The sequence below is a fragment of the Bradyrhizobium lablabi genome (genome assembly GCF_018131005.1).
Classification (GTDB): Bacteria; Pseudomonadota; Alphaproteobacteria; order Rhizobiales; family Xanthobacteraceae; genus Bradyrhizobium; species Bradyrhizobium lablabi_D.
The window spans coordinates 556,717-575,068 of record NZ_JAFCJK010000001.1 but is presented as its reverse complement, the minus strand read 5'-3'; the positions used below and the strand labels follow the sequence as shown (position 1 = coordinate 575,068).

At 64.2% G+C, this 18,352-nt stretch carries 19 protein-coding genes; 12 read left to right on the top strand and 7 right to left on the bottom strand.

Annotated elements, in window-relative coordinates; all coding sequences use genetic code 11:
- Positions 1-113: 113 nt before the first annotated feature.
- The 3 genes from JQ553_RS02675 to JQ553_RS02665 all read right to left on the bottom strand — a co-directional run bounded on the left by JQ553_RS02675 (position 114) and on the right by JQ553_RS02665 (position 2,378).
- Positions 114-1,076, bottom strand: coding sequence for an acetyl-CoA carboxylase carboxyltransferase subunit alpha (locus JQ553_RS02675; RefSeq protein ID WP_212498327.1), 963 nt, complete (start codon positions 1,074-1,076; stop codon positions 114-116).
- Positions 1,077-1,246: 170 nt separating this feature from the next.
- A complete protein-coding gene (gene xerD, locus JQ553_RS02670; protein WP_212498326.1) occupies positions 1,247-2,215 on the bottom strand; it encodes a site-specific tyrosine recombinase XerD in 969 nt (322 codons plus the stop codon).
- 16 nt (positions 2,216-2,231) lie between these two features.
- The gene (locus JQ553_RS02665; protein WP_212498325.1) at positions 2,232-2,378 is read right to left on the bottom strand and encodes a histidine kinase; all 147 of its coding nucleotides are present in this window, start codon (positions 2,376-2,378) and stop codon (positions 2,232-2,234) included.
- 145 nt (positions 2,379-2,523) lie between these two features.
- On the opposite strand from JQ553_RS02665, the gene JQ553_RS02660 reads away from it, so the two are divergent.
- From JQ553_RS02660 to JQ553_RS02650, 3 genes are read left to right on the top strand one after another with little or no spacing between them, the layout of a single operon-like run.
- A complete protein-coding gene (locus tag JQ553_RS02660; RefSeq protein ID WP_212498324.1) occupies positions 2,524-3,156 on the top strand; it encodes a shikimate kinase in 633 nt (210 codons plus the stop codon).
- Entirely contained in the window at positions 3,153-4,298 is a 1,146-nt protein-coding gene (aroB, locus tag JQ553_RS02655) for a 3-dehydroquinate synthase (RefSeq protein ID WP_212498323.1), read from the top strand. The genes JQ553_RS02660 and aroB overlap by 4 nt, the downstream gene beginning before the upstream one ends.
- A gap of 38 nt (positions 4,299-4,336) precedes the next feature.
- Positions 4,337-5,647 (top strand): HlyC/CorC family transporter, encoded by a 1,311-nt coding sequence (locus tag JQ553_RS02650; protein WP_212498322.1) that lies wholly within the window; start codon positions 4,337-4,339, stop codon positions 5,645-5,647.
- Between the two features lie 8 nt (positions 5,648-5,655).
- Here the strand turns inward: JQ553_RS02650 and JQ553_RS02645 are convergent, their stop codons facing one another.
- Both JQ553_RS02645 and JQ553_RS02640 read right to left on the bottom strand, forming a co-directional pair.
- Positions 5,656-6,102, bottom strand: a complete 447-nt coding sequence (locus JQ553_RS02645; RefSeq protein WP_212498321.1) for a hypothetical protein — start codon at positions 6,100-6,102, stop codon at positions 5,656-5,658.
- A gap of 127 nt (positions 6,103-6,229) precedes the next feature.
- Entirely contained in the window at positions 6,230-6,505 is a 276-nt protein-coding gene (locus tag JQ553_RS02640; protein ID WP_212498778.1) for a BolA family transcriptional regulator, read from the bottom strand.
- A 109-nt stretch (positions 6,506-6,614) separates the two neighbouring features.
- On the opposite strand from JQ553_RS02640, the gene JQ553_RS02635 reads away from it, so the two are divergent.
- The gene (locus JQ553_RS02635; RefSeq protein ID WP_212498320.1) at positions 6,615-7,253 is read left to right on the top strand and encodes a J domain-containing protein; all 639 of its coding nucleotides are present in this window, start codon (positions 6,615-6,617) and stop codon (positions 7,251-7,253) included.
- A 110-nt stretch (positions 7,254-7,363) separates the two neighbouring features.
- Here JQ553_RS02635 and JQ553_RS02630 read toward each other — a convergent pair whose 3' ends face one another.
- Positions 7,364-8,452 carry a citrate synthase/methylcitrate synthase gene (locus tag JQ553_RS02630; protein ID WP_212498319.1) on the bottom strand — a complete coding sequence of 363 codons (1,089 nt, stop codon included), beginning with the start codon at positions 8,450-8,452 and terminating at the stop codon, positions 7,364-7,366.
- A gap of 76 nt (positions 8,453-8,528) precedes the next feature.
- On the opposite strand from JQ553_RS02630, the gene JQ553_RS02625 reads away from it, so the two are divergent.
- Positions 8,529-9,752 (top strand): citrate synthase family protein, encoded by a 1,224-nt coding sequence (locus JQ553_RS02625; RefSeq protein ID WP_212498318.1) that lies wholly within the window; start codon positions 8,529-8,531, stop codon positions 9,750-9,752.
- Positions 9,753-9,755: 3 nt separating this feature from the next.
- Here JQ553_RS02625 and JQ553_RS02620 read toward each other — a convergent pair whose 3' ends face one another.
- Entirely contained in the window at positions 9,756-10,418 is a 663-nt protein-coding gene (locus JQ553_RS02620; RefSeq protein ID WP_212498317.1) for a DedA family protein, read from the bottom strand.
- Positions 10,419-10,709: 291 nt separating this feature from the next.
- Here JQ553_RS02620 and cobS point away from each other — a divergent pair, with 291 nt between their 5' ends.
- The 7 genes from cobS to JQ553_RS02585 all read left to right on the top strand — a co-directional run bounded on the left by cobS (position 10,710) and on the right by JQ553_RS02585 (position 18,349).
- Positions 10,710-11,708: a cobaltochelatase subunit CobS gene (gene cobS, locus JQ553_RS02615; protein WP_212498316.1), complete on the top strand. Its 999-nt coding sequence runs from the start codon at positions 10,710-10,712 to the stop codon at positions 11,706-11,708.
- Positions 11,709-11,711: 3 nt separating this feature from the next.
- On the top strand, positions 11,712-12,122 hold the full coding sequence (locus JQ553_RS02610; protein ID WP_212498315.1) for a GNAT family N-acetyltransferase: 411 nt from the start codon (positions 11,712-11,714) through the stop codon (positions 12,120-12,122).
- A complete protein-coding gene (cobT, locus tag JQ553_RS02605) occupies positions 12,119-14,017 on the top strand; it encodes a cobaltochelatase subunit CobT (protein ID WP_212498314.1) in 1,899 nt (632 codons plus the stop codon). Before JQ553_RS02610 ends, cobT begins: the two co-directional genes overlap by 4 nt.
- A gap of 3 nt (positions 14,018-14,020) precedes the next feature.
- Positions 14,021-15,097 carry an esterase-like activity of phytase family protein gene (locus JQ553_RS02600; RefSeq protein WP_212498313.1) on the top strand — a complete coding sequence of 359 codons (1,077 nt, stop codon included), beginning with the start codon at positions 14,021-14,023 and terminating at the stop codon, positions 15,095-15,097.
- Between the two features lie 140 nt (positions 15,098-15,237).
- Positions 15,238-16,350 carry an NADH:flavin oxidoreductase/NADH oxidase gene (locus tag JQ553_RS02595; protein WP_212498312.1) on the top strand — a complete coding sequence of 371 codons (1,113 nt, stop codon included), beginning with the start codon at positions 15,238-15,240 and terminating at the stop codon, positions 16,348-16,350.
- A gap of 198 nt (positions 16,351-16,548) precedes the next feature.
- Positions 16,549-17,649, top strand: a complete 1,101-nt coding sequence (locus tag JQ553_RS02590) for an LLM class flavin-dependent oxidoreductase (RefSeq protein WP_212498311.1) — start codon at positions 16,549-16,551, stop codon at positions 17,647-17,649.
- 280 nt (positions 17,650-17,929) lie between these two features.
- On the top strand, positions 17,930-18,349 hold the full coding sequence (locus JQ553_RS02585; protein WP_212498310.1) for a hypothetical protein: 420 nt from the start codon (positions 17,930-17,932) through the stop codon (positions 18,347-18,349).
- Positions 18,350-18,352 lie beyond the last annotated feature (3 nt).

Sequence of the window (18,352 nt, the reverse complement as noted above, 5' to 3'; positions counted from 1 at the left end):
AGGCCGGCCGGTCACATAACAGGCATGGTCAATAGAGATTAAAAACCGGTGTCTGGGCCTAATTGCGGCCAAACCGGCCGGTTTTGGCAAAAAAGCCGGCCGATTTGGGCTCCTCAGCCGAGCTTGCGCCCGATCTCGAGGAATTTCTGCCGGCGCTGTTTGCGAATCGCGTCGGGATCAAGATTCCGTAGGTCGTTGAATGCCTGCGCGATGGCATCGCCGGTGGTCGCGATCATTGCGGCTGCATCGCGGTGGGCGCCACCGGCCGGCTCTTTCAGGATCTGGTCGATCACGCCGAATCGAAGCATGTCCTGTGCGGTGATCTTCATGCTGTTGGCGGCTTCCTGGGCCTTGGTGCCGTCGCGCCAGAGGATCGAGGACGCTGCCTCCGGCGAGATCACGCTGTAGATCGCGTGCTCGAACATCAACACGCGATTGGCGGTGGTGATGGCGATTGCACCTCCCGACATGCCTTCGCCGGTCACTATCGCGACATTGGGCACGCCGAGCGAGAGGCACGCATCCGTCGAGCGCGCGATCGCTTCGGCCTGTCCCCGCTCCTCGGCGCCGATGCCGGGGTAGGCGCCGGCGGAATCGACGATCGACAGCACGGGAATACCGAAACGATCGGCCATCTCCATCAGCCGCACCGCCTTGCGGTAGCCTTCGGGACGGGCCATGCCGAAATTGTGCTTGATGCGGCTCTCGGTGGTGGCGCCCTTTTCCTGGCCGACAACGCAGACGCTCTCGCCGCGAAAACGGCCGAAGCCGCCGACCAGCGCCTCGTCGTCGGCGAATTTGCGGTCGCCGGCCATCGGCGTGAATTCGGTGATGAGCGCATCGACGAAATCGGTGAAGTGTGGTCGCTGCGGATGGCGTGCGACCAGCGTCTTCTGCCACGGCGTCAGGTTGGCATAGAGGTCGGCGAGAGCCTGCGCTGCCTTGTCCTCGATCCGCCCGACCTCGTCGCCGATATCGCTGCCGGAAGCGGCAAGCGCGCGCAACTCGTCGATCTTGGATTCGAGCTCGGCGACGGGTTTTTCGAAGTCGAGGTAGCTGCGCATCTGATCCGGCATCAAGACAATATAGGGAGGAACCTGGCGAGAGACGAAGCGGTTTCAGCGAAAGGTGAAGAAGCTTTTCAACTTCAATCGGTTAGCGTGCATTCGGGCGGAATGCGCGCCGGCCGGGGTCGCGAACGGGTGACGCTCTTTCTGCGGAGATGCCGCGGAAGTCAAGGCGGGCGTTACTTCTCGGCCAGTGGATGCAGGTCGCGGACCAGACTTTTCAGCCGCTCCTCGACCACATGGGTGTAGATCTGGGTGGTTGAAATATCGGTGTGGCCGAGCAAGGTCTGCACAATGCGCAAGTCGGCGCCGTTGTGGAGCAGGTGGCTCGCGAAGGCGTGGCGCAGCACGTGCGGAGAGACCAGCCGCGGTGCAAGCCCCGAAGCCGCTGCGAGCTCCTTCAAGTCGCGGGCGAAGTGCTGCCGGGTCAGGTGGCCGCTCTCGCCGAAGGAGGGAAACAGCCATTTCGACGGCGCGGCCTTCTTCTGCTCCGGCTTCATCAGCTCCATTGCCAAAAGATACTCCGCCATCGCCTGGCGCGAGGCGTCGTTGAGCGGCACCAGCCGCTCCTTGTTGCCCTTGCCGCGCACCACGATCATCCGCGCGTCACGGCGCGCCGCCGACGGCGGCAGCGACACCAGCTCGGAGACACGCAGGCCGGTGGCGTAAAGCACTTCGAGCAGGCAATGGAGGCGCAGTGCGCGCAGCCGCTGCGCCGGCGTGGCGGCGGTCTGCGTCAACTCTTTGGCGCGCGTCAGCATGCGGTCGACGTCGCCGATCGACAGCACCTTGGGCAGGCCCCGGCCGCGTTTCGGGCCGGATAGAATCGCAGCCGGATCGTCATCGCGGATCCGCTCATTGAGCAGGAAGCGGTAGAGGTGCCGCATCGCCGACAGCCGCCGCGCCACGCTGGACGACTTGAAGCCGCGGATGTCGAGGTCCGCGAGATAGCCGCGCAGCGCCTCGGTATCCGCGCCGACGAAGTCCGTCCCGGAGCGGGTCAGGAATCCGGAGAAATCGGTGAGGTCGCGCTGGTAGGCATCGAGCGTGTTGGCGCCTGCGCCCTGTTCCGCGGCGAGCATGTCGAGGAATAGGCCGATCAGGCTGGAACTGGAGGTCTTGGTGTTGGCTGAGGTCCTGGAACGCATGCCAGGATCATAGCGTCTATTTCTTGAGGAACTTATCCGGCGGAATGGTAACGGTCATTTCCCGCGGCTTCGGGTCCACGAAATTCGCCAATGCGAAGAGGATGCCGTAGCCGATCCCGAAAATCACCGCGAGGACCGTCAGGAAGCGGAACAGGCTGGGCATGGAGGGGGCTCGGGAGGCAAATTAACCAATGAAATCATCCAACATGTTCCCTGTACCGTTGCAAGAGTCGCTGGCAAACGTAAAGCCGGGGGTAGTATAGGTGGCTCGAAACGGCGCAAATCCACAGATCAACTGAGCTCTTTTGATGTCCGAGACCGCCACGCCGGCGCCCATCAATCCGATCCTGGAGGCCGACATCGCGGCCGCGCTGGGGCCGCGGTCGATCGTGCTGGTGGGCATGATGGGGGCCGGCAAATCCACCATCGGCCGGCGGATAGCGGCGCGCCTGCACTTGCCCTTCACCGACGCCGATACCGAGATCGAGGCGGCGGCCGGGATGTCGATTTCGGACATTTTTGAGATTCATGGCGAACCTTATTTCCGGGACGGCGAGGCGCGGGTGATCGCACGCATCCTTGACGGCGGCCCCACCGTGCTGGCGACCGGCGGCGGCGCCTTCATGCGCGAGGAGACACGCCTCCGCATCCGCAGCAAGGCGGTGTCAATCTGGCTCAAGGCTGATCCTGACATCATCATGCGCCGGGTCCGCCGCCGCGCCGACCGGCCGCTGCTGCAGACCCCCAATCCCGAAGCCACTGTCAGCCGGCTGCTTGGCGAGCGCGAGCCGGTCTACCAAACTGCCGATGTGACCATTGCCTCACGCGACGTGCCGCATGACCGCATCGTGGACGAATGCCTCGAGGCCCTGCGCGCGCATCTGAATGGGGCAGCTTCGGCCGCCGGGCCAATACCGAAGGGACTGAACGCGACGCCATGACCGCGCCTTTGAAACGTTCCGCACCCACCACGGTCGACGTCGCGCTCGGCGACCGCGCCTACGACATCGTGATCGGCCGCGACGTGCTCCAGTCGCTGGGCGCGCGTGTCGCGGCGCTCCGGCCCGGCGGACACACCGCCATCGTCACCGACCGCACGGTCGCCAAGCACTGGCTGGAGCCGACCGAGGCATCGCTCGCCGCCGCCGGCATTCCGACGTCGCGGATCATCGTCGAGGAAGGCGAGGGCTCGAAGAGCTACGCCGGGCTGTCGCAGGTCAGCGAAGCGCTGATCGCAGCCAGGATCGAGCGCAATGACCTTGTGATCGCGCTTGGCGGCGGCGTGGTCGGTGATCTCGCCGGCTTTGCCGCCGCGATCCTTCGACGCGGCGTCGATTTCGTGCAGGTGCCGACCTCGCTTCTGGCGCAGGTCGATTCCTCCGTCGGCGGCAAGACCGGTATCAATTCGCCGCAGGGCAAGAACCTGATCGGCTCCTTCCACCAGCCGGTGCTCGTGATCGCCGATACTTCGGTGCTGGATACCTTGTCGGCGCGCCAGTTCCGCGCCGGTTACGCCGAGGTCGCAAAATACGGCATACTTGGCGATGAAGCCTTCTTTGCCTGGCTCGAAAACAACCACGCTGCCATCTTCTCCGGTGGCGCCGCGCGGGAGCACGCGATCGCCACCTCCTGCCGCGCCAAGGCCGCGATCGTCGCGCGCGACGAGCGCGAGACCGGCGAGCGGGCGCTGCTCAATCTCGGCCACACCTTCGGCCATGCGCTGGAGGCCGCGACCGGCTTCTCCGACCGGCTGTTCCACGGCGAGGGTGTCTCGATCGGCATGGTGCTGGCCGCGGAGTTTTCCGCGCAGCTCGGCATGATCGCGCCCGAAGCCGCGGCGCGCGTTGAGCTTCATCTTGCGGCGGCCGGCTTGCCAACGCGCCTGCGGGACATTGCGGGCTTCGCGCAAGAAGGCCTCGCCGATGCCGATGCGCTGCTCGCGCTCATGGCGCAAGACAAGAAGGTCAAGCGCGGCAAGCTCACTTTCATTCTGCTCGAGGCCGTCGGCCGCGCCGTGATCGCCAATAATGTCGAGCCGTCGCTGGTTCGTGACTTCCTGCAGGCGAAACTTGCCGAGGCTTGATACAACAAAGGCCTGAAACTCTGTCCGGATGATTTCAAGTGGGTTGGTTCACCTTCGCGATCGTGCTGGCCTGCCTGTTCGTCTCAGCGTTCTTTGCGGCGAGCGAGACAGCCCTGACCGGCGCTTCGCGCGCCAGCATGCTGCGGCTGTCGAAGCAAGGTAACGGCGAGGCCGCCGTCGTCTCAAAACTGTTCGACATGCGCGAGCGACTGATCGGCGCGCTGCTGCTCGGCAACAACATCGCCAATATCGGCGCCTCGGCGCTGGCAACCGGCGTCTTCACCGCCTGGTTCGGCGAGGTTGGCGTGCTCTACGCGACCGCCGTCATGACGGTCATGGTCGTCGTGTTCGCTGAGGTGTTGCCCAAGACCATTGCGATCAACGCGCCCGACCGCATCTCTCTCCTCGTCGCGCGGCCGATGCGGCTGACGATGTTCGTGCTGGGACCGCTGCTCACGGTGATCGAGACGATTGTGATCGCGCTGATGAAACTGTTTGGCATCAAGGTCGGCGCGCATCAGGCGTTCTTGTCGCCGACCGAGCGCCTGCGCGGCGCGGTCGATCTCCTGCATCACGAAGGCAAGGTCGAAAAGCAGGACCGGGACATGTTCGGCGGCCTTCTGGATCTGCGCGAGCTGCAGGTCTCCGACGTCATGGTCCACCGTACCGAAATGACCATGATCAATGCCGACCTGCCGCCGGAGGAACTGGTGCGCGAGGTGCTGGCAAGCGAATACACGCGCATCCCGCTGTGGCGCGAAAAGCCGGAGAACATCGTCGGCGTGCTGCATGCCAAGGATCTGTTGCGCGCGATCCGGGCCAGCGAAGGCGACATGTCCGCCATCGATGTCTCGACCATCGCGCTGCCGCCCTGGTTCGTGCCGGAGATGCGTCCGGTCTCCGAGCAGCTGAAGGCATTCCGCCGCCGCAAGACCCATTTCGCCCTCGTGGTCGACGAATATGGCGAGGTCGAAGGCATGGTGACGCTGGAGGACATTCTGGAGGAGATTGTCGGCGACATCTCCGACGAGCACGATGTCGTTGTGGCCGGCGTCCGCGCCCAGCCCGATGGTTCGGTCGTGGTCGACGGTTCGGTGCCGATCCGCGATCTCAATCGCGCGATGGACTGGCGTCTGCCGGACGAGGAGGCGACGACAGTCGCCGGCCTCGTGATCCACGAGGCGCGCTCGATCCCAGAGCGCGGCCAGAGCTTTACGTTCCACGGCTTCCGCTTCCGTGTGCTGCGCCGCGAGCGCAACCGCATCACCGCGCTGCGCATCGTCGCGGTTCCGCGCGAGGCAGGCGAACTCGACGAGAAGAAGCCGAAGCGCGCCGGGACGGCGTTCTAATTTAGGTCTTACTCGATATCGATCGCAATCCCCGACAGCTTCCACGCGCCATCGGAGGGGATGAAGCCGAGCTGATAGCTCACCTGTTTGGGCGCGGTGTCGAAATGGCCCTTCAGCCGCAGCACGCCCTTTTCGTCGATCCTGGCGTCCTCGTCAGCAATCATCGGCTTGGCGACCACGGCATCGAACACCGCGTGCTTCTCGACCAGATCCCTGAAGATCGTCCGCAGCTTCTCGGGTGGAAACTGGTCGCGGAACGGTTTTGAGATCTTGGCATGGAACACGGTGAAATTGTTCGCGGCGACCGCGTCGTTGAGGGATACCAGGATGCTCTTGATCAGCACCTCCTGTACGAAGGGGCTTGGCATATCGAGTGCCGAGGCAGGGCGCGTTGCGCAGATCACGAGCAGGCCGGCGGCTGCGATCGACCGGAATCGTGCCCTGCAAGGGATCATCAACGGCCCCTTCGATCGGTGGCGATGCGATCCGAGCATGCCCGCGCCTGCGCGGAGCGGGTGCGTCGCCGGTGGCATCCATGCTTGATAGATGAAAGCCGCCGCGGCGTCCTGAGGCAAGCGCGAACTAGCCCCGCTTTTCCCCGGAAGCGTGGGCGTGAATCGCCAGCGCATGCACGGAGCCGGCAAGTTCCTGCGCCAGCGCCGCATTTATCATGCGGTGACGTTCGATCCGGCTCTTCCCTTCGAAGGCCGGCGACACAATATAGACCCTGAAATGTGTCTCGCCGCCGGGTCTGTGGCCCGCATGGCCTTCATGCAGATGTGATTCATCGACGACGTCGAGGCTTTCCGGCAAGAAAGCTTCACGCAACTTGTTTATGATAGCGTCTTTGGTGTTCATGGCGGCGGCATTACGTTCGCGGCGGCTTTCCGTCAATGGTGCAGCGGGAAAACGACGTGTTTGCAATGTCAAGACTTGAAGAATTGTGCATTGCGTAGTCAAAGACAACATGCCGATCGATTCATCAAAATTCTTCGACTCCATTCGCATCAAGCCCACCAAGGTGAGTGCGAAGCGCCAGGCGCAGGTGGGCGAAGAAGCCGTGACCTGCGAATGGGCGGGTTGCCAGAACAAGGGCGGGCACCGTGCACCGAAGGGTCGCGATAACTCGCGCGAATACTGGCACTTCTGTCTCGATCACGTTCGCGAATACAACCAGTCCTACAATTTCTTCCAGGGCATGAATCCGGAAGACGTTGCGCGCTACCAGAAGGACGCGCTGACCGGCCATCGGCCGACCTGGAAGATGGGCGCCAACAGCGGCGCCAAGAAGGGGGACGCCGATTTCGACGCCGCCTCGGATCCGTTCCACGTGTTCTCGGAGCTCAACGGCCGCGGCCGCTGGCGCCCCGGTCCGGGTGCGCAGGCCAAGCCTGAGACACGCAAGGTGATGAACGCCGAGCGCAAGGCGCTGCAGGTGATGGGGCTCGGCGCCGGGGCCACGCTGGAAGACGTCAAGGCGAAGTACAAGGCGCTGGTCAAGCAGCATCATCCCGACGCCAATGGCGGCGACCGCTCCACCGAGGACCGCCTGATCGAGATCATCAAGGCATACAACTATCTGAAGACCGTGGTGCGCGAGGCGTAAGCCGCAAGCGCGCATCCGTCTCCGCATACGTCACTTCGCCTCTGCACAAGAGGGGGAGAGGTGGGTGCGTTGCGCTGCGTCCTCCGCCTCGGGTCTCGCATTGTTCAGCCCTATGGCATCACCCCGACATAGGACGAACTCGGCCGGATCAGCCGTCCAGTACGCTGCTGCTCTTTCGCATGCGCGGTCCATCCGGCGGCGCGGGCGGCGGCAAAGACCGGCGTGAAGGCCTGCCGCGGAATTTCCAGCGCGTCGAGCAGGATCGCGGTGAAGAACTCGACATTGGTCTCGAGCGGCCGCGCCGGATTCTTCCGCCGCAGCGCCTCCCGGATATAGACTTCGACTTCGCTGGCGAAGGGCAGGTCGGCGCCGGAAGCCTCGAGCCGCTCGATCGCGGCCTTCAGCACGTCGGCGCGAGGGTCGCGCACACGGTAGACGCGATGGCCGAAGCCCATCAGCCGTTCGCCGCGCGCCAGCGCGTCGTCGACCCATGGCTTGATGCGTTCGCGCGTGCCGATCGCGTCGAGCATCTCAAGTACCGGCTCGGGCGCCCCGCCATGCAGCGGGCCTGTCAGCGCGCAATAGCCGCCGGTTACGGCCGCGAACAAATCGGCCTGCGTGGAGGCGATCACCCGCGCGGTGAAGGTCGATGCGTTCATGCCGTGATCGCAGACGGTGACGAAATAGGTATCTAGCGCTGCGACCTCGCGCGGCTCGGGCTTGCGGCCGAGCAGCATGCGCAGCGTATCGGCGGCGTGGCTGACATTTGGCTCGGGGGCAATGGGATCGTTACCCCTGGTGCGCTGCACCAACGCGCCCGCGATGACCGGGAAGGCGCCGACGATCGTCGCTTCATCCTCGAGCCCATTCTCGCCGCGCAATCCTGCGATGCCGGCGCGAAAACCGTCGACGACGGACATGCCGCGGGTCGCCGGCAGCAAATCCGGCAGGCGCGCGAAGGCGCGCTCGCGGGCGGCGCCGAGGCTCGCGCGGACATTGGCTTCACTGAGCGCCTTACCGGAGGCGCCCGCCCATAGTCGCGCGCTGACGCCCTCGAAGCTCGCCTTGCCGGCGAGATCAGCAACGTTCTGGCCGGCGATAATCAGCTCGCCGCGCTCGCCGTCGACATGGCTCAACACGGTCTCGGCGGCGGGAACGCCGTCCAGACCGATCTGGCTCTTGGTCACGTTGATGTTCATGGCCCGGTCTCCTGTTTCACCACGGATAAGGTCGGGCCTGTCGACAGATTGATCAATCTTGATTATATAAATCAATATGAAAAAATCGCCCGCGCTCTACCTCTCCGCCCGGGAAGCGGCTGCCGAGCTCACGATCTCGCCAGCGACGCTCTATGCCTATGTCAGCCGCGGGCTGATTCGCTCCGAACCGTCGACCGATTCCCGTAGCCATCGCTACCGCGCCGAGGACGTCCGCGGCTTGAAGGAGCGCCGCGCGCCCTCGCCGGAGCCGAGGGGCTTGCGTAATTTCGATGCGGACCTGCCGGTGATGGATTCGGCGATCGCGACCATCACCGAGCAAGGCCCGATCTACCGCGGCGTGAACTGCGTCGATCTCGCGGAAAAGAACACGCTGGAGCACGCCGCGACGCTGTTGTGGGATGTCACCGGCGTCGATCCGTTCACCGCGGATAATTGCCCCCATGTGTCCGACGAAATGCATGCGATCGCGGAGGCCGCGCGCCGCGCCGCACCGATCGACCGCACCATCGCGGTGCTGGCGCTGGCCGCAAGCGCCGATCCGCGTGCCTTCACCCGCGCGCCCGATGGCCGCGCGATGGTCGGTGGGCGCATTCTGCGGCTCCTGGTCGCGACCATGCTGAATGCACAGCCCCTGGCCGACCCGCTGCATGAGCAGGTCGCGCGTGTCTGGACAGCTGACCACAGGCATGCGCCGGACTTGATCCGCCGCGCGCTGGTGCTTCTTGCCGACCATGAGCTGAATGCCTCGACCTTCACCACACGCTGCGCGGCGTCGACGGGCCTCAATCTCTATGACGCCGTCATTGCAGGGCTCGCGGCACTGAAGGGCCCAAAACATGGTGGGGCCGGCGTGCTCGCTTCGCGGCTTGTCCGGACGCTGGTCGACAATGATGTCGGTCCCGTCATTCGCGAACGTGTCGCGCTCGGCGAACGCTTCGCCGGCTTCGGCCACGGCGTCTACAAGAAGGGTGATCCGCGCGCGATCTCCCTGCTCGAGGCGCTGACGCGTGCAGGAGCGCCGCGCAAATTCACCAGGGAAGTGCCGGAGCGAATCGCGGAGGCAACCGGCGAGTTCGTGAACATCGACTATGCGCTCGCGGTGCTGGCGCACAGCTTGCGGATGCCTGTTGGCAGCGAGCTTGCCTTGTTTGCGATGGCGCGCTGCGTCGGATGGATCGCCCATGCCAGCGAACAGTTGCAGTACGGCAAGCTGATCCGGCCGCGCGCCCGCTACGTCGGCCCGGCGCCCGGCCGCGGTGGCGCGACCAACAGCATCTGAACCTTATTCCGCAGGCCTTCCCGGTTCGATGAAGCCGCCGCCATGCCGGCGGCGGATGGTCCAGACCGCAAGCGCGAGGATCAGCGCGGCGCCAGCGACGGCAAACATCCAGAGATGCTTGCCGACATGCTCATGGTGCGGCATGCCGGCATACTCGTGCAGTGCGGTGACCGCGAGCACGCCCGGCAGAACATGCGCCGGCGCCCAGAGCAGGATCGCCGGAACGTTGACGCCATAGAATTGCAGCGGCGGCATCCCCAGCGCCCCCGCCGTGATCGGCACGAAGGCGCGGATCGGCGGCACGAAGCGGGCAAAGAATACCGCGAGCATGCCCCAGCGATGGAAAAAGGTCACACTCTGATCGACCACGCGCGGATAATTGGAGAGCGGCCAGGCCGACAGAATCTCGCGCTGGCTACGGTGGCCGATCAGGTAGGCGGTGCCGTCGCCCGCCAATGCGCCGGCTGCGGCGGAGGCAAGTACCGGCCAGAGTTTCAATTCCCCACCGGGGACCAGTGCGCTCAGCGCGAGGATGATGGTCGAACCCGGCACCAGCGAGCCGACGACTGGAACGGCTTCCAGCAGGGCGGCAAGGAACAGCGTCAGATAGCCAAGCCAAGCGTGGTCGGCGACAAAGGTGATCAGGTGATTGAGAAAGGAAGTCACTAAATACCTGTAGCGGTGTCCTGCTGGCGTCAGACCTAATAACACAGGGCTGAGGTGAAAAGTGCCCGCACGGTTCGTGCGCGGGCCACTCCGGCGAAAGCACGGCGTGATTCGCAGGGCTGCCCTTCCAAAAACCGGGCGCGGCACCTATCTTCATGATACAACTAAGGAACTTTGATAAGGCCGCGGGCTTCTGCCGACCGTTGCTCTCTGCTAGGCTCAGTATCAGCACCCAATCCGCAGCCAAACGATTAATCTGGTTTCGGGAATGTCCGGGACCTCGGAGGATGAATGACGACCGCCGTCCAGACCAAAGCGCAGGAACCCGTCGGGTTGCCCGACATGAAGGTGTCGGTTCGGCAGGTCTTCGGGATCGATAGCGACCTGGAAGTTCCGGCCTATTCCGAAGTTGATCCGCATGTGCCGGAGGTCGATAGCGACTACCGTTTCGACCGAGCAACCACGCTTGCGATCCTCGCGGGCTTCGCCAAGAACCGCCGTGTGATGGTCACCGGCTATCACGGTACCGGCAAGTCGACCCATATCGAGCAGGTCGCGGCGAGGCTCAACTGGCCCTGCGTCCGCGTCAACCTCGACAGCCACATCAGCCGTATCGATCTCGTCGGCAAGGACGCGATCGTGGTGAAGGAGGGCAAGCAGGTCACCGAATTCCGTGACGGCATTCTGCCTTGGGCGCTGCAGCACAACATCGCGCTGGTGTTCGACGAATACGACGCCGGCCGTCCCGACGTGATGTTCGTGATCCAGCGCGTGCTGGAAGTCTCGGGCCGGCTGACGCTGCTCGACCAGAACAAGGTCATCAAGCCGCATCCGGCGTTCCGCCTGTTCTCGACCGCCAACACGGTCGGCCTCGGCGATACTTCGGGCCTCTATCACGGCACCCAGCAGATCAACCAGGGCCAGATGGACCGCTGGTCGATCGTCACGACGCTGAACTACCTCGCCCATGACGAGGAAGTCGAAATCGTGCTTGCGAAAGCGCGCCACTACCGCACGCAGGAAGGCCGCGACACCGTCAACAAGATGGTTCGGCTCGCCGATCTCACCCGCAACGCATTTGCCAACGGCGATTTGTCGACGGTGATGAGCCCGCGCACGGTGATCACCTGGGCGGAGAACTCGGAAATCTTCAACGATATCGGTTTCGCCTTCCGCGTCACCTTCCTCAACAAGTGTGACGAACTGGAGCGTCCCCTGGTCGCCGAGTTTTACCAGCGCTGCTTCAACGTCGAGTTGCCGGAATCCTCGGTCAACGTGGCGCTCAGCTAGTCCATGCCGAAAATCTCGGTCGAGCGCACGGTCACACAGACGAAGAGGGCGGTGCTCGGCGGATTGATCCGCTACAACAACGAGAAGATGGGGAAGCAGAAGTACAGGCGCTTCGCCATCTCACTCCGCGAAGGCAACGAGATTGTCGGCGGCATCGTCGGCGAGGTCTGGACCGCGGTGCTGTTCATCCAGTTCTTCTGGATGGAGCAGAAGTTTCGCAAGAAGGGATTTGGCGGGAAACTGATCAAGGCGATCGAGGACGAGGCACGACGCTTCGGCGCGACGCGATCCTATCTTGATACGATGAGCTTCCAGGCGCCGGGTTTCTACCGCGCCAACGGATATGAAGAGTTCGGTTCGATTGAGGGGTATGCCGGCGGCGTCACGCGCCATTGGTTTACGAAATCGCTATGACAGCCTCCAACATCAAATTCCGCCCCGGATCGAAGGAAGCGCCGACCGAGCCGTTCAAGCGCTCGGTCACCGGCTGCCTGAAAGCGATCGCCAAGAAGCCCGAGCTCGAAGTTTCCTTCGCCGCAGAGCGCCCGGGGCTTGCGCCCGGCAAGGCGCGGCTGCCGGAGCCGGCGCGCAAGATGACCAAGCGGGACGCTGCGATCGTGCGCGGCCACGCCGATTCGATCGCGCTGAAGATCGCCTGTCACGATCCCAAGGTGCATCGCAGGCTGATGCCCGGCAATCCGCAGGCGCGCGGCGTGTTCGAGGCGGTCGAGCAGGCCCGTGTCGAGGCAATCGGCTCACGGCGCATGTCGGGTGTCGCCAAAAACCTCACTGCGATGCTCGACGACCACTTCCATCGCGGCAAGTATGACGAGATTACCGACCGTGCCGACGCGCCGCTGGCGGATGCGCTCGCCATGCTGGTGCGCGAACGCCTCACCGGTCTCGCGCCGCCGGCGGCGGCCAAGAAGATGGTCGATCTCTGGCGCCCGATGCTGGAGGACAAGATCGGGACGCGGCTCGACAAGCTCAGCCGTTTCACCGAAGACCAGGCCAAGTTCGGCGACCTCGTCCATGATCTCCTCTCGGCGCTCGACCTCGGTGACGAGCGCAACATGGACACCGACGATGACGACGACCAGGACGAGAACCAGGACGGCGAAAGCGATCAGTCCGGCGCCGAGGGCTCGCCCGATTCCGACGCCGCGCAGGAGATGAGCGCCGACCAGGCGCAGGCGACCGCCGAGGAGATGAGCGAAAGCGCGATGGAAAGCGCGCAGGCCTCGACGTCAGATACTTTCGACGATGGCGAACTCGGCGACGACGAGACGCCGGGTGAAGCGACGCGGCCGAACTCGCATGGCAAAAATGAGCCGCGCGGCCCGGAATACCACGCCTTTGCGCCCAAGTTCGACGAGGTGATCGCGGCGGAGGACCTTTGCGATCACGACGAACTCGAGCGGCTGCGCAGCTACCTCGACAAGCAGCTAGCGCATCTGCAGGGCATCGTGGCGCGGCTTGCCAACCGCCTGCAGCGGCGCCTGATGGCGCAGCAGAACCGCGCCTGGGAGTTCGATCTCGAAGAGGGTATCCTTGATCCGGCGCGGCTGTCGCGCGTTGTCACCGACCCCTATCACCCGCTGTCCTTCATGCACGAGAAGGAAGCGACCTTTCGCGACACCGTGGTGACGCTTCTGCTCGACAATTCCGGTTCAATGCGTGGCCGCCCGATCACGGTCGCCGCCACCTGCGCCGACATTCTGGCGCGCACGCTGGAGCGTTGCGGCGTCAAGGTCGAGATCCTCGGCTTCACCACCCGCGCCTGGAAGGGCGGACAATCGCGCGAGGCCTGGCTTGCCGCCGGCAAGCCGGCCAATCCCGGCCGCCTCAACGATCTTCGCCACATCATCTACAAATCGGCTGACGCGCCGTGGCGGCGCGCGCGCAAGAACCTTGGCCTGATGATGCGTGAGGGTCTGCTGAAAGAGAACATCGACGGCGAGGCACTCGACTGGGCGCACAAGCGGCTGCTTGCGCGTCCCGAGCAGCGCCGCATTCTGATGATGATCTCCGACGGCGCGCCGGTCGACGACTCGACCCTGTCGGTCAATCCCGGCAACTATCTCGAGCGTCATCTGCGCCACATCATCGATGAGATCGAGACCCGCTCGCCGGTCGAGCTGATCGCGATCGGCATTGGTCATGACGTCACCCGCTATTATCGCCGTGCGGTCACCATCGTGGACGCCGAAGAACTCGGCGGCGCCATCACCGAGAAGCTCGCCGAGCTGTTCAGCGAGACCCACGGCCCGGTGCCCGGATCGGGCAGGCGGCACCGTCTGCATTCATGAGACATGCGCCCGCCCCCTAGCCGCCGCCGCTTCCTGCAGAACGTGGCGGCGGGGCTGTCGGCAGCCGCGCTACCGCGCTTCGCGCATTCGCAGACCGCACCTCGGCCGCCGAAGCAGGCCTTTGGGCCAAGCGAATATTCCGCCACCGCGCCCGTTGCGATAGAGGTCAACGCGCGACCGCTGCCATCCTTCGATATCCGCGATCGCGCACGCACCAAATTCGGCTCGCTGGAATATCGCAGCGGCCTGATCCTGACGTCGTCGTTTTCCGGCTTTGGCGGCCTGTCGGGGCTGCGGCTCGATCCGAAGGGCGGGCGGTTCATCGCGATCAGCGACAAGGGGAGCTGGTTCACCGGCCGGATCATCTATCGTGGCCGCGACATGGTCGGCCTCGACGACGTCGAGGCGTCGCCGCTGCTCGGACCCGACGCCAAGCCGATTACGTCGCGCAACTGGTACGATTCGGAATCGCTCGCGATCGACGGGACTTTCGCCTATGTCGGGCTCGAGCGCGCCAATGTCGTGCTGCGCTATGATTTCTCGAAGGGCTTTACCCGCGCTCCTGGCGAGTTGGTGACGCTGCCCCCGGCAGCACGCACGCTTCCTCGCAATAAGGGCCTCGAAGCGCTGGTGTTCGTGCCCAAGGGAATGCCGCTCGCCGGCACGCTGATCGCTCTCTCGGAACGGGGGCTCGACGCGAACGGCAACATCATCGGCTTTCTCGTCGGCGGCAAGACGCCTGGGCAGTTCAGCGTCCGCCGCACCGAGAATTTCGACATCAGCGACGCGGTGCTGCTGCCTTCGCCCTCCAGCGATCTGTTGATCCTGGAACGGAAATTCTCCTGGTTCGGCGGCATCGGCGTCCGTATCCGCCAAATCGCGCTGACCCAGATCGCGCCCGGCGCCATCGTCGACGGCCCGGCGATCTTCAACGCTGATCTCGGTAACGAGATCGACAACATGGAGGGCATTGACGCCCATGTGACCGCAGAGGGCGAAACTGTGCTGACCATGGTTTCCGACGACAATTTCTCGCTGATCCAGCGCAATCTGCTACTGCAGTTCACGCTGATGGAATAGCCGCGGCCGGCTGCTGGCGCCGGCCAACGTTCTCGCATTGCTGATCTGCGCGTTGGCTCGTTCGGCGATGACGACCGTTGTGATCGCGGGCGCCGCCTTTATGTTATCGACACCCTTCCCCCGGTTCGGATATTCCCCGCATGAGCACCCTGTTTTCCCCGATCGAGCTGCGCGGCCTGAAACTTGCCAATCGCGTCATGGTCTCGCCGATGTGCCAGTATTCGGCCATCGACGGATCGGCCAACGACTGGCACTTCACCCACATCAACATGTTGGCGCTGTCGGGTGCGGCGATGTTCTGCATCGAGGCGACTCACGTGGAGGATATCGGGCGGATCACGCCCGGCTGTCTTGGCCTCTATAGCGACGCCAACGAGGCGGCGTTGAAGCCGATTCTCGCTTCGGTGCGCAAGCATTCGAAGGCCGCGGTCGCGATGCAGCTCGCCCATGCTGGCCGCAAGGGGTCGAGCCATCGCCCTTGGGAGGGCGGACAGTTGATCCCGATCTCGGAAGGCGGCTGGCAGCCGCTGGCGCCGTCCGCCGTACCGCACAAGGACGGCGAAGCGGCTCCGCTAGCGCTCGATGACGCCGGATTGAAGCGTGTCCGCGAGGCGTTTGTCGCCGCCGCCAGGCGCGCCGAGCGGCTTGGCATCGATGCGCTCGAACTGCACGGCGCGCACGGCTATCTGTTGCATCAGTTCCTGTCGCCGATCGCCAACAGGCGCACCGACCGATATGGCGGCTCGCTCGAAAATCGCATGCGCTATCCGCTGGAAGTGTTCGAGGCCGTGCGCGCGGTTTTCCCGGCTCGCAAGCCGATCGGCATGCGCGTGTCGGCGACCGACTGGGTCGAGGGCGGCTGGGACGTCGCGCAGACCATCGAATTCACCAAGGAATTGAAGAAGCGCGGCGTCGACTGGGTCGATGTGTCCTCCGGCGGCGTATCACCGCTGCAAAAGATTCCGCTCGGTCCCGGCTACCAGGTACCGGCGGCGCAGGCGGTGAAGGAGGCGACCGGCGTCACTACCATGGCGGTCGGCCTGATCACCGAAGCGAAACAGGCCGAGGAGATCGTTGCCTCCGGCAAGGCCGACATGGTCGCGCTTGCCCGCGGCATGCTTTACGACCCGCGCTGGGGCTGGCACGCAGCCGCCGAGCTCGGTGGCGTGGTCTCAGCGCCGCCGCAATATTGGCGCTCACAGCCATCGACGCAGAAGGCGCTGTTCGGCACGACAACTTTTGGCGCGCGGTAATCTGACACGCCGTCATGGCCGGGTTCGACCTTGGCCATCCACGTTTCTTTTTCCTTCATGCCCAAGTCGGGATGCCCGGACGATGCGCGGCGCGGAAAATTTTCGCTGCATGAGGAAGCCATCATTCCGCCGCAGCCGTGACAGGTACTGCTTTGCGTGCGTGCACAAGACACGCCATAACAAAGCGAGAGGAAACCCATGGAACTCGGATACTTCGCGATGCCCTCGCATCCGCCGGAGTGCGGACTGAAAGAGGGTCACGACTGGGATCTCCAGGTGCTGCGATGGCTGGACGAACTTGGCTATCGGGAGGCGTGGATCGGTGAGCATCACACGGCACCCTGGGAGCCCCATCCGTCGCCGGATTTGTTGATCGCGCAGGCGCTGCTGCAGACCAAGAACATCCGCATCGGGCCCGGCGGTTTCCTGCTGCCCTATCATCATCCTGCAGAACTCGCCAATCGTGTCGCGATGCTCGACCATCTCGCCGAGGGCCGGCTCAATTTCGGCGTCGCCGCGAGCGGCCTGCCGAGTGACTGGGCGATGTTCAATGTCGACGGCATGAGTGGCCAGAATCGCGACATGACGCGCGAGGCGCTCGAGATCATCCTGAAGATGTGGACCGAGCCGGGTCCGTGGACACACAAGGGCAAGTTCTGGACGGTGACGAAGCCGGATACGATGTTCGATTTCCTGAAGCCGCACATCAAGCCGCTGCAGGCGCCGCATCCGCCGATCGGCGTCGCGGGCTTGAGCAAGGGTTCTGACACGCTGAAGTTGGCCGGCGAGCGCGGCTTCATCCCGATGAGCCTCAACCTCAATCCTGCCTATGTCGGCAGCCATTGGGAGTCGGTCGAGGCTGGCGCCGCCAAGACCGGCCGCAAGCCGAGCCGGCAGGATTGGCGGCTGGTGCGCGAAGTGTTCGTCGCCGATACCGACGAGGAAGCGTGGAAGCTCTCGGCCGGCGACATGATGGGCCGCATGATGGGCGAGTATTTCCTGCCGCTGCTCGGTCATTTCGGCTTCAAGGACTATCTGAAGGCCACCCCCGACGTGCCTGATAGCGACGTCACGGTCGAGTATTGCGCCCGCAACAACTGGATCGTCGGCTCGCCCGCGACCGTCACCGAGAAGATCGAAAGGATCTACCAGGAGGTCGGTGGCTTCGGCGTGCTGTTGGTGTTCGGATTCGACTACAAGCACAAGCCGGAGGCCTGGCACCATTCGCTGCGGCTGTTGAAGCAGGAAGTGCTGCCGCGGCTGAAGCATCTCGACGCCTCGCTCGGACGCGCGGCGTAAGGTTAAGTGGGTGAGGGAGGACGCGGGGCGGCGGCGACGCCGCCCCACGTTTCGTTTTTCCGGCCGTCCCATGCCGATATCGTTGCCGAATTAGGTGTCGCTAGATTGTTCTAACAAAGGAAGTGGCACTGTTGATACACAACCAAGCCTAGAGGCTGGCTCACGCAAGTCGGCGCTGCGCTATTCGGAAAAGGTCGCGGTCATGTGAGCGGGCAGCGTCTTTCGCGCCGCGACAAAAAGGCTTAGCCTAAAGTAGGTGGCAATCGGTAGGGTCACGGCAATGCGGGCCCGCGTACGGAAATTTGCCCATGTGTTGGAGCGCCTTGGCCTTGCCATGGCGGGAGCGGCAAGCGGACTGTTCGTGGCGGTGCATGTCGGCTCTAGCGTCGCGGCGCTGACCTCGCAGGCGTTCGTGCTGGTCATGATGGTCTGCGGCGCGGTCGGGTTCTACCTCGGCATCGATACGCCGCAATTGATGTTTCATCCGAAGGATACAGTCTCGACGCGCAAGATCGACGCGGCGGAGTTGCTTAGCGCGATCGGCACCTTCCTCGCGACGCTGGTCGCGTTCTTCTCGGTTGGCGTCATCGTGCTGCGGGGCGAGCCGCACATCGCCTGGACTGCGGCGATCATGGTCGGTTGGGTGCTCGGGGTCGTCATGCAGATCGTCGCCGGTACGATGGCGCGTATCCGCGCGTGAACA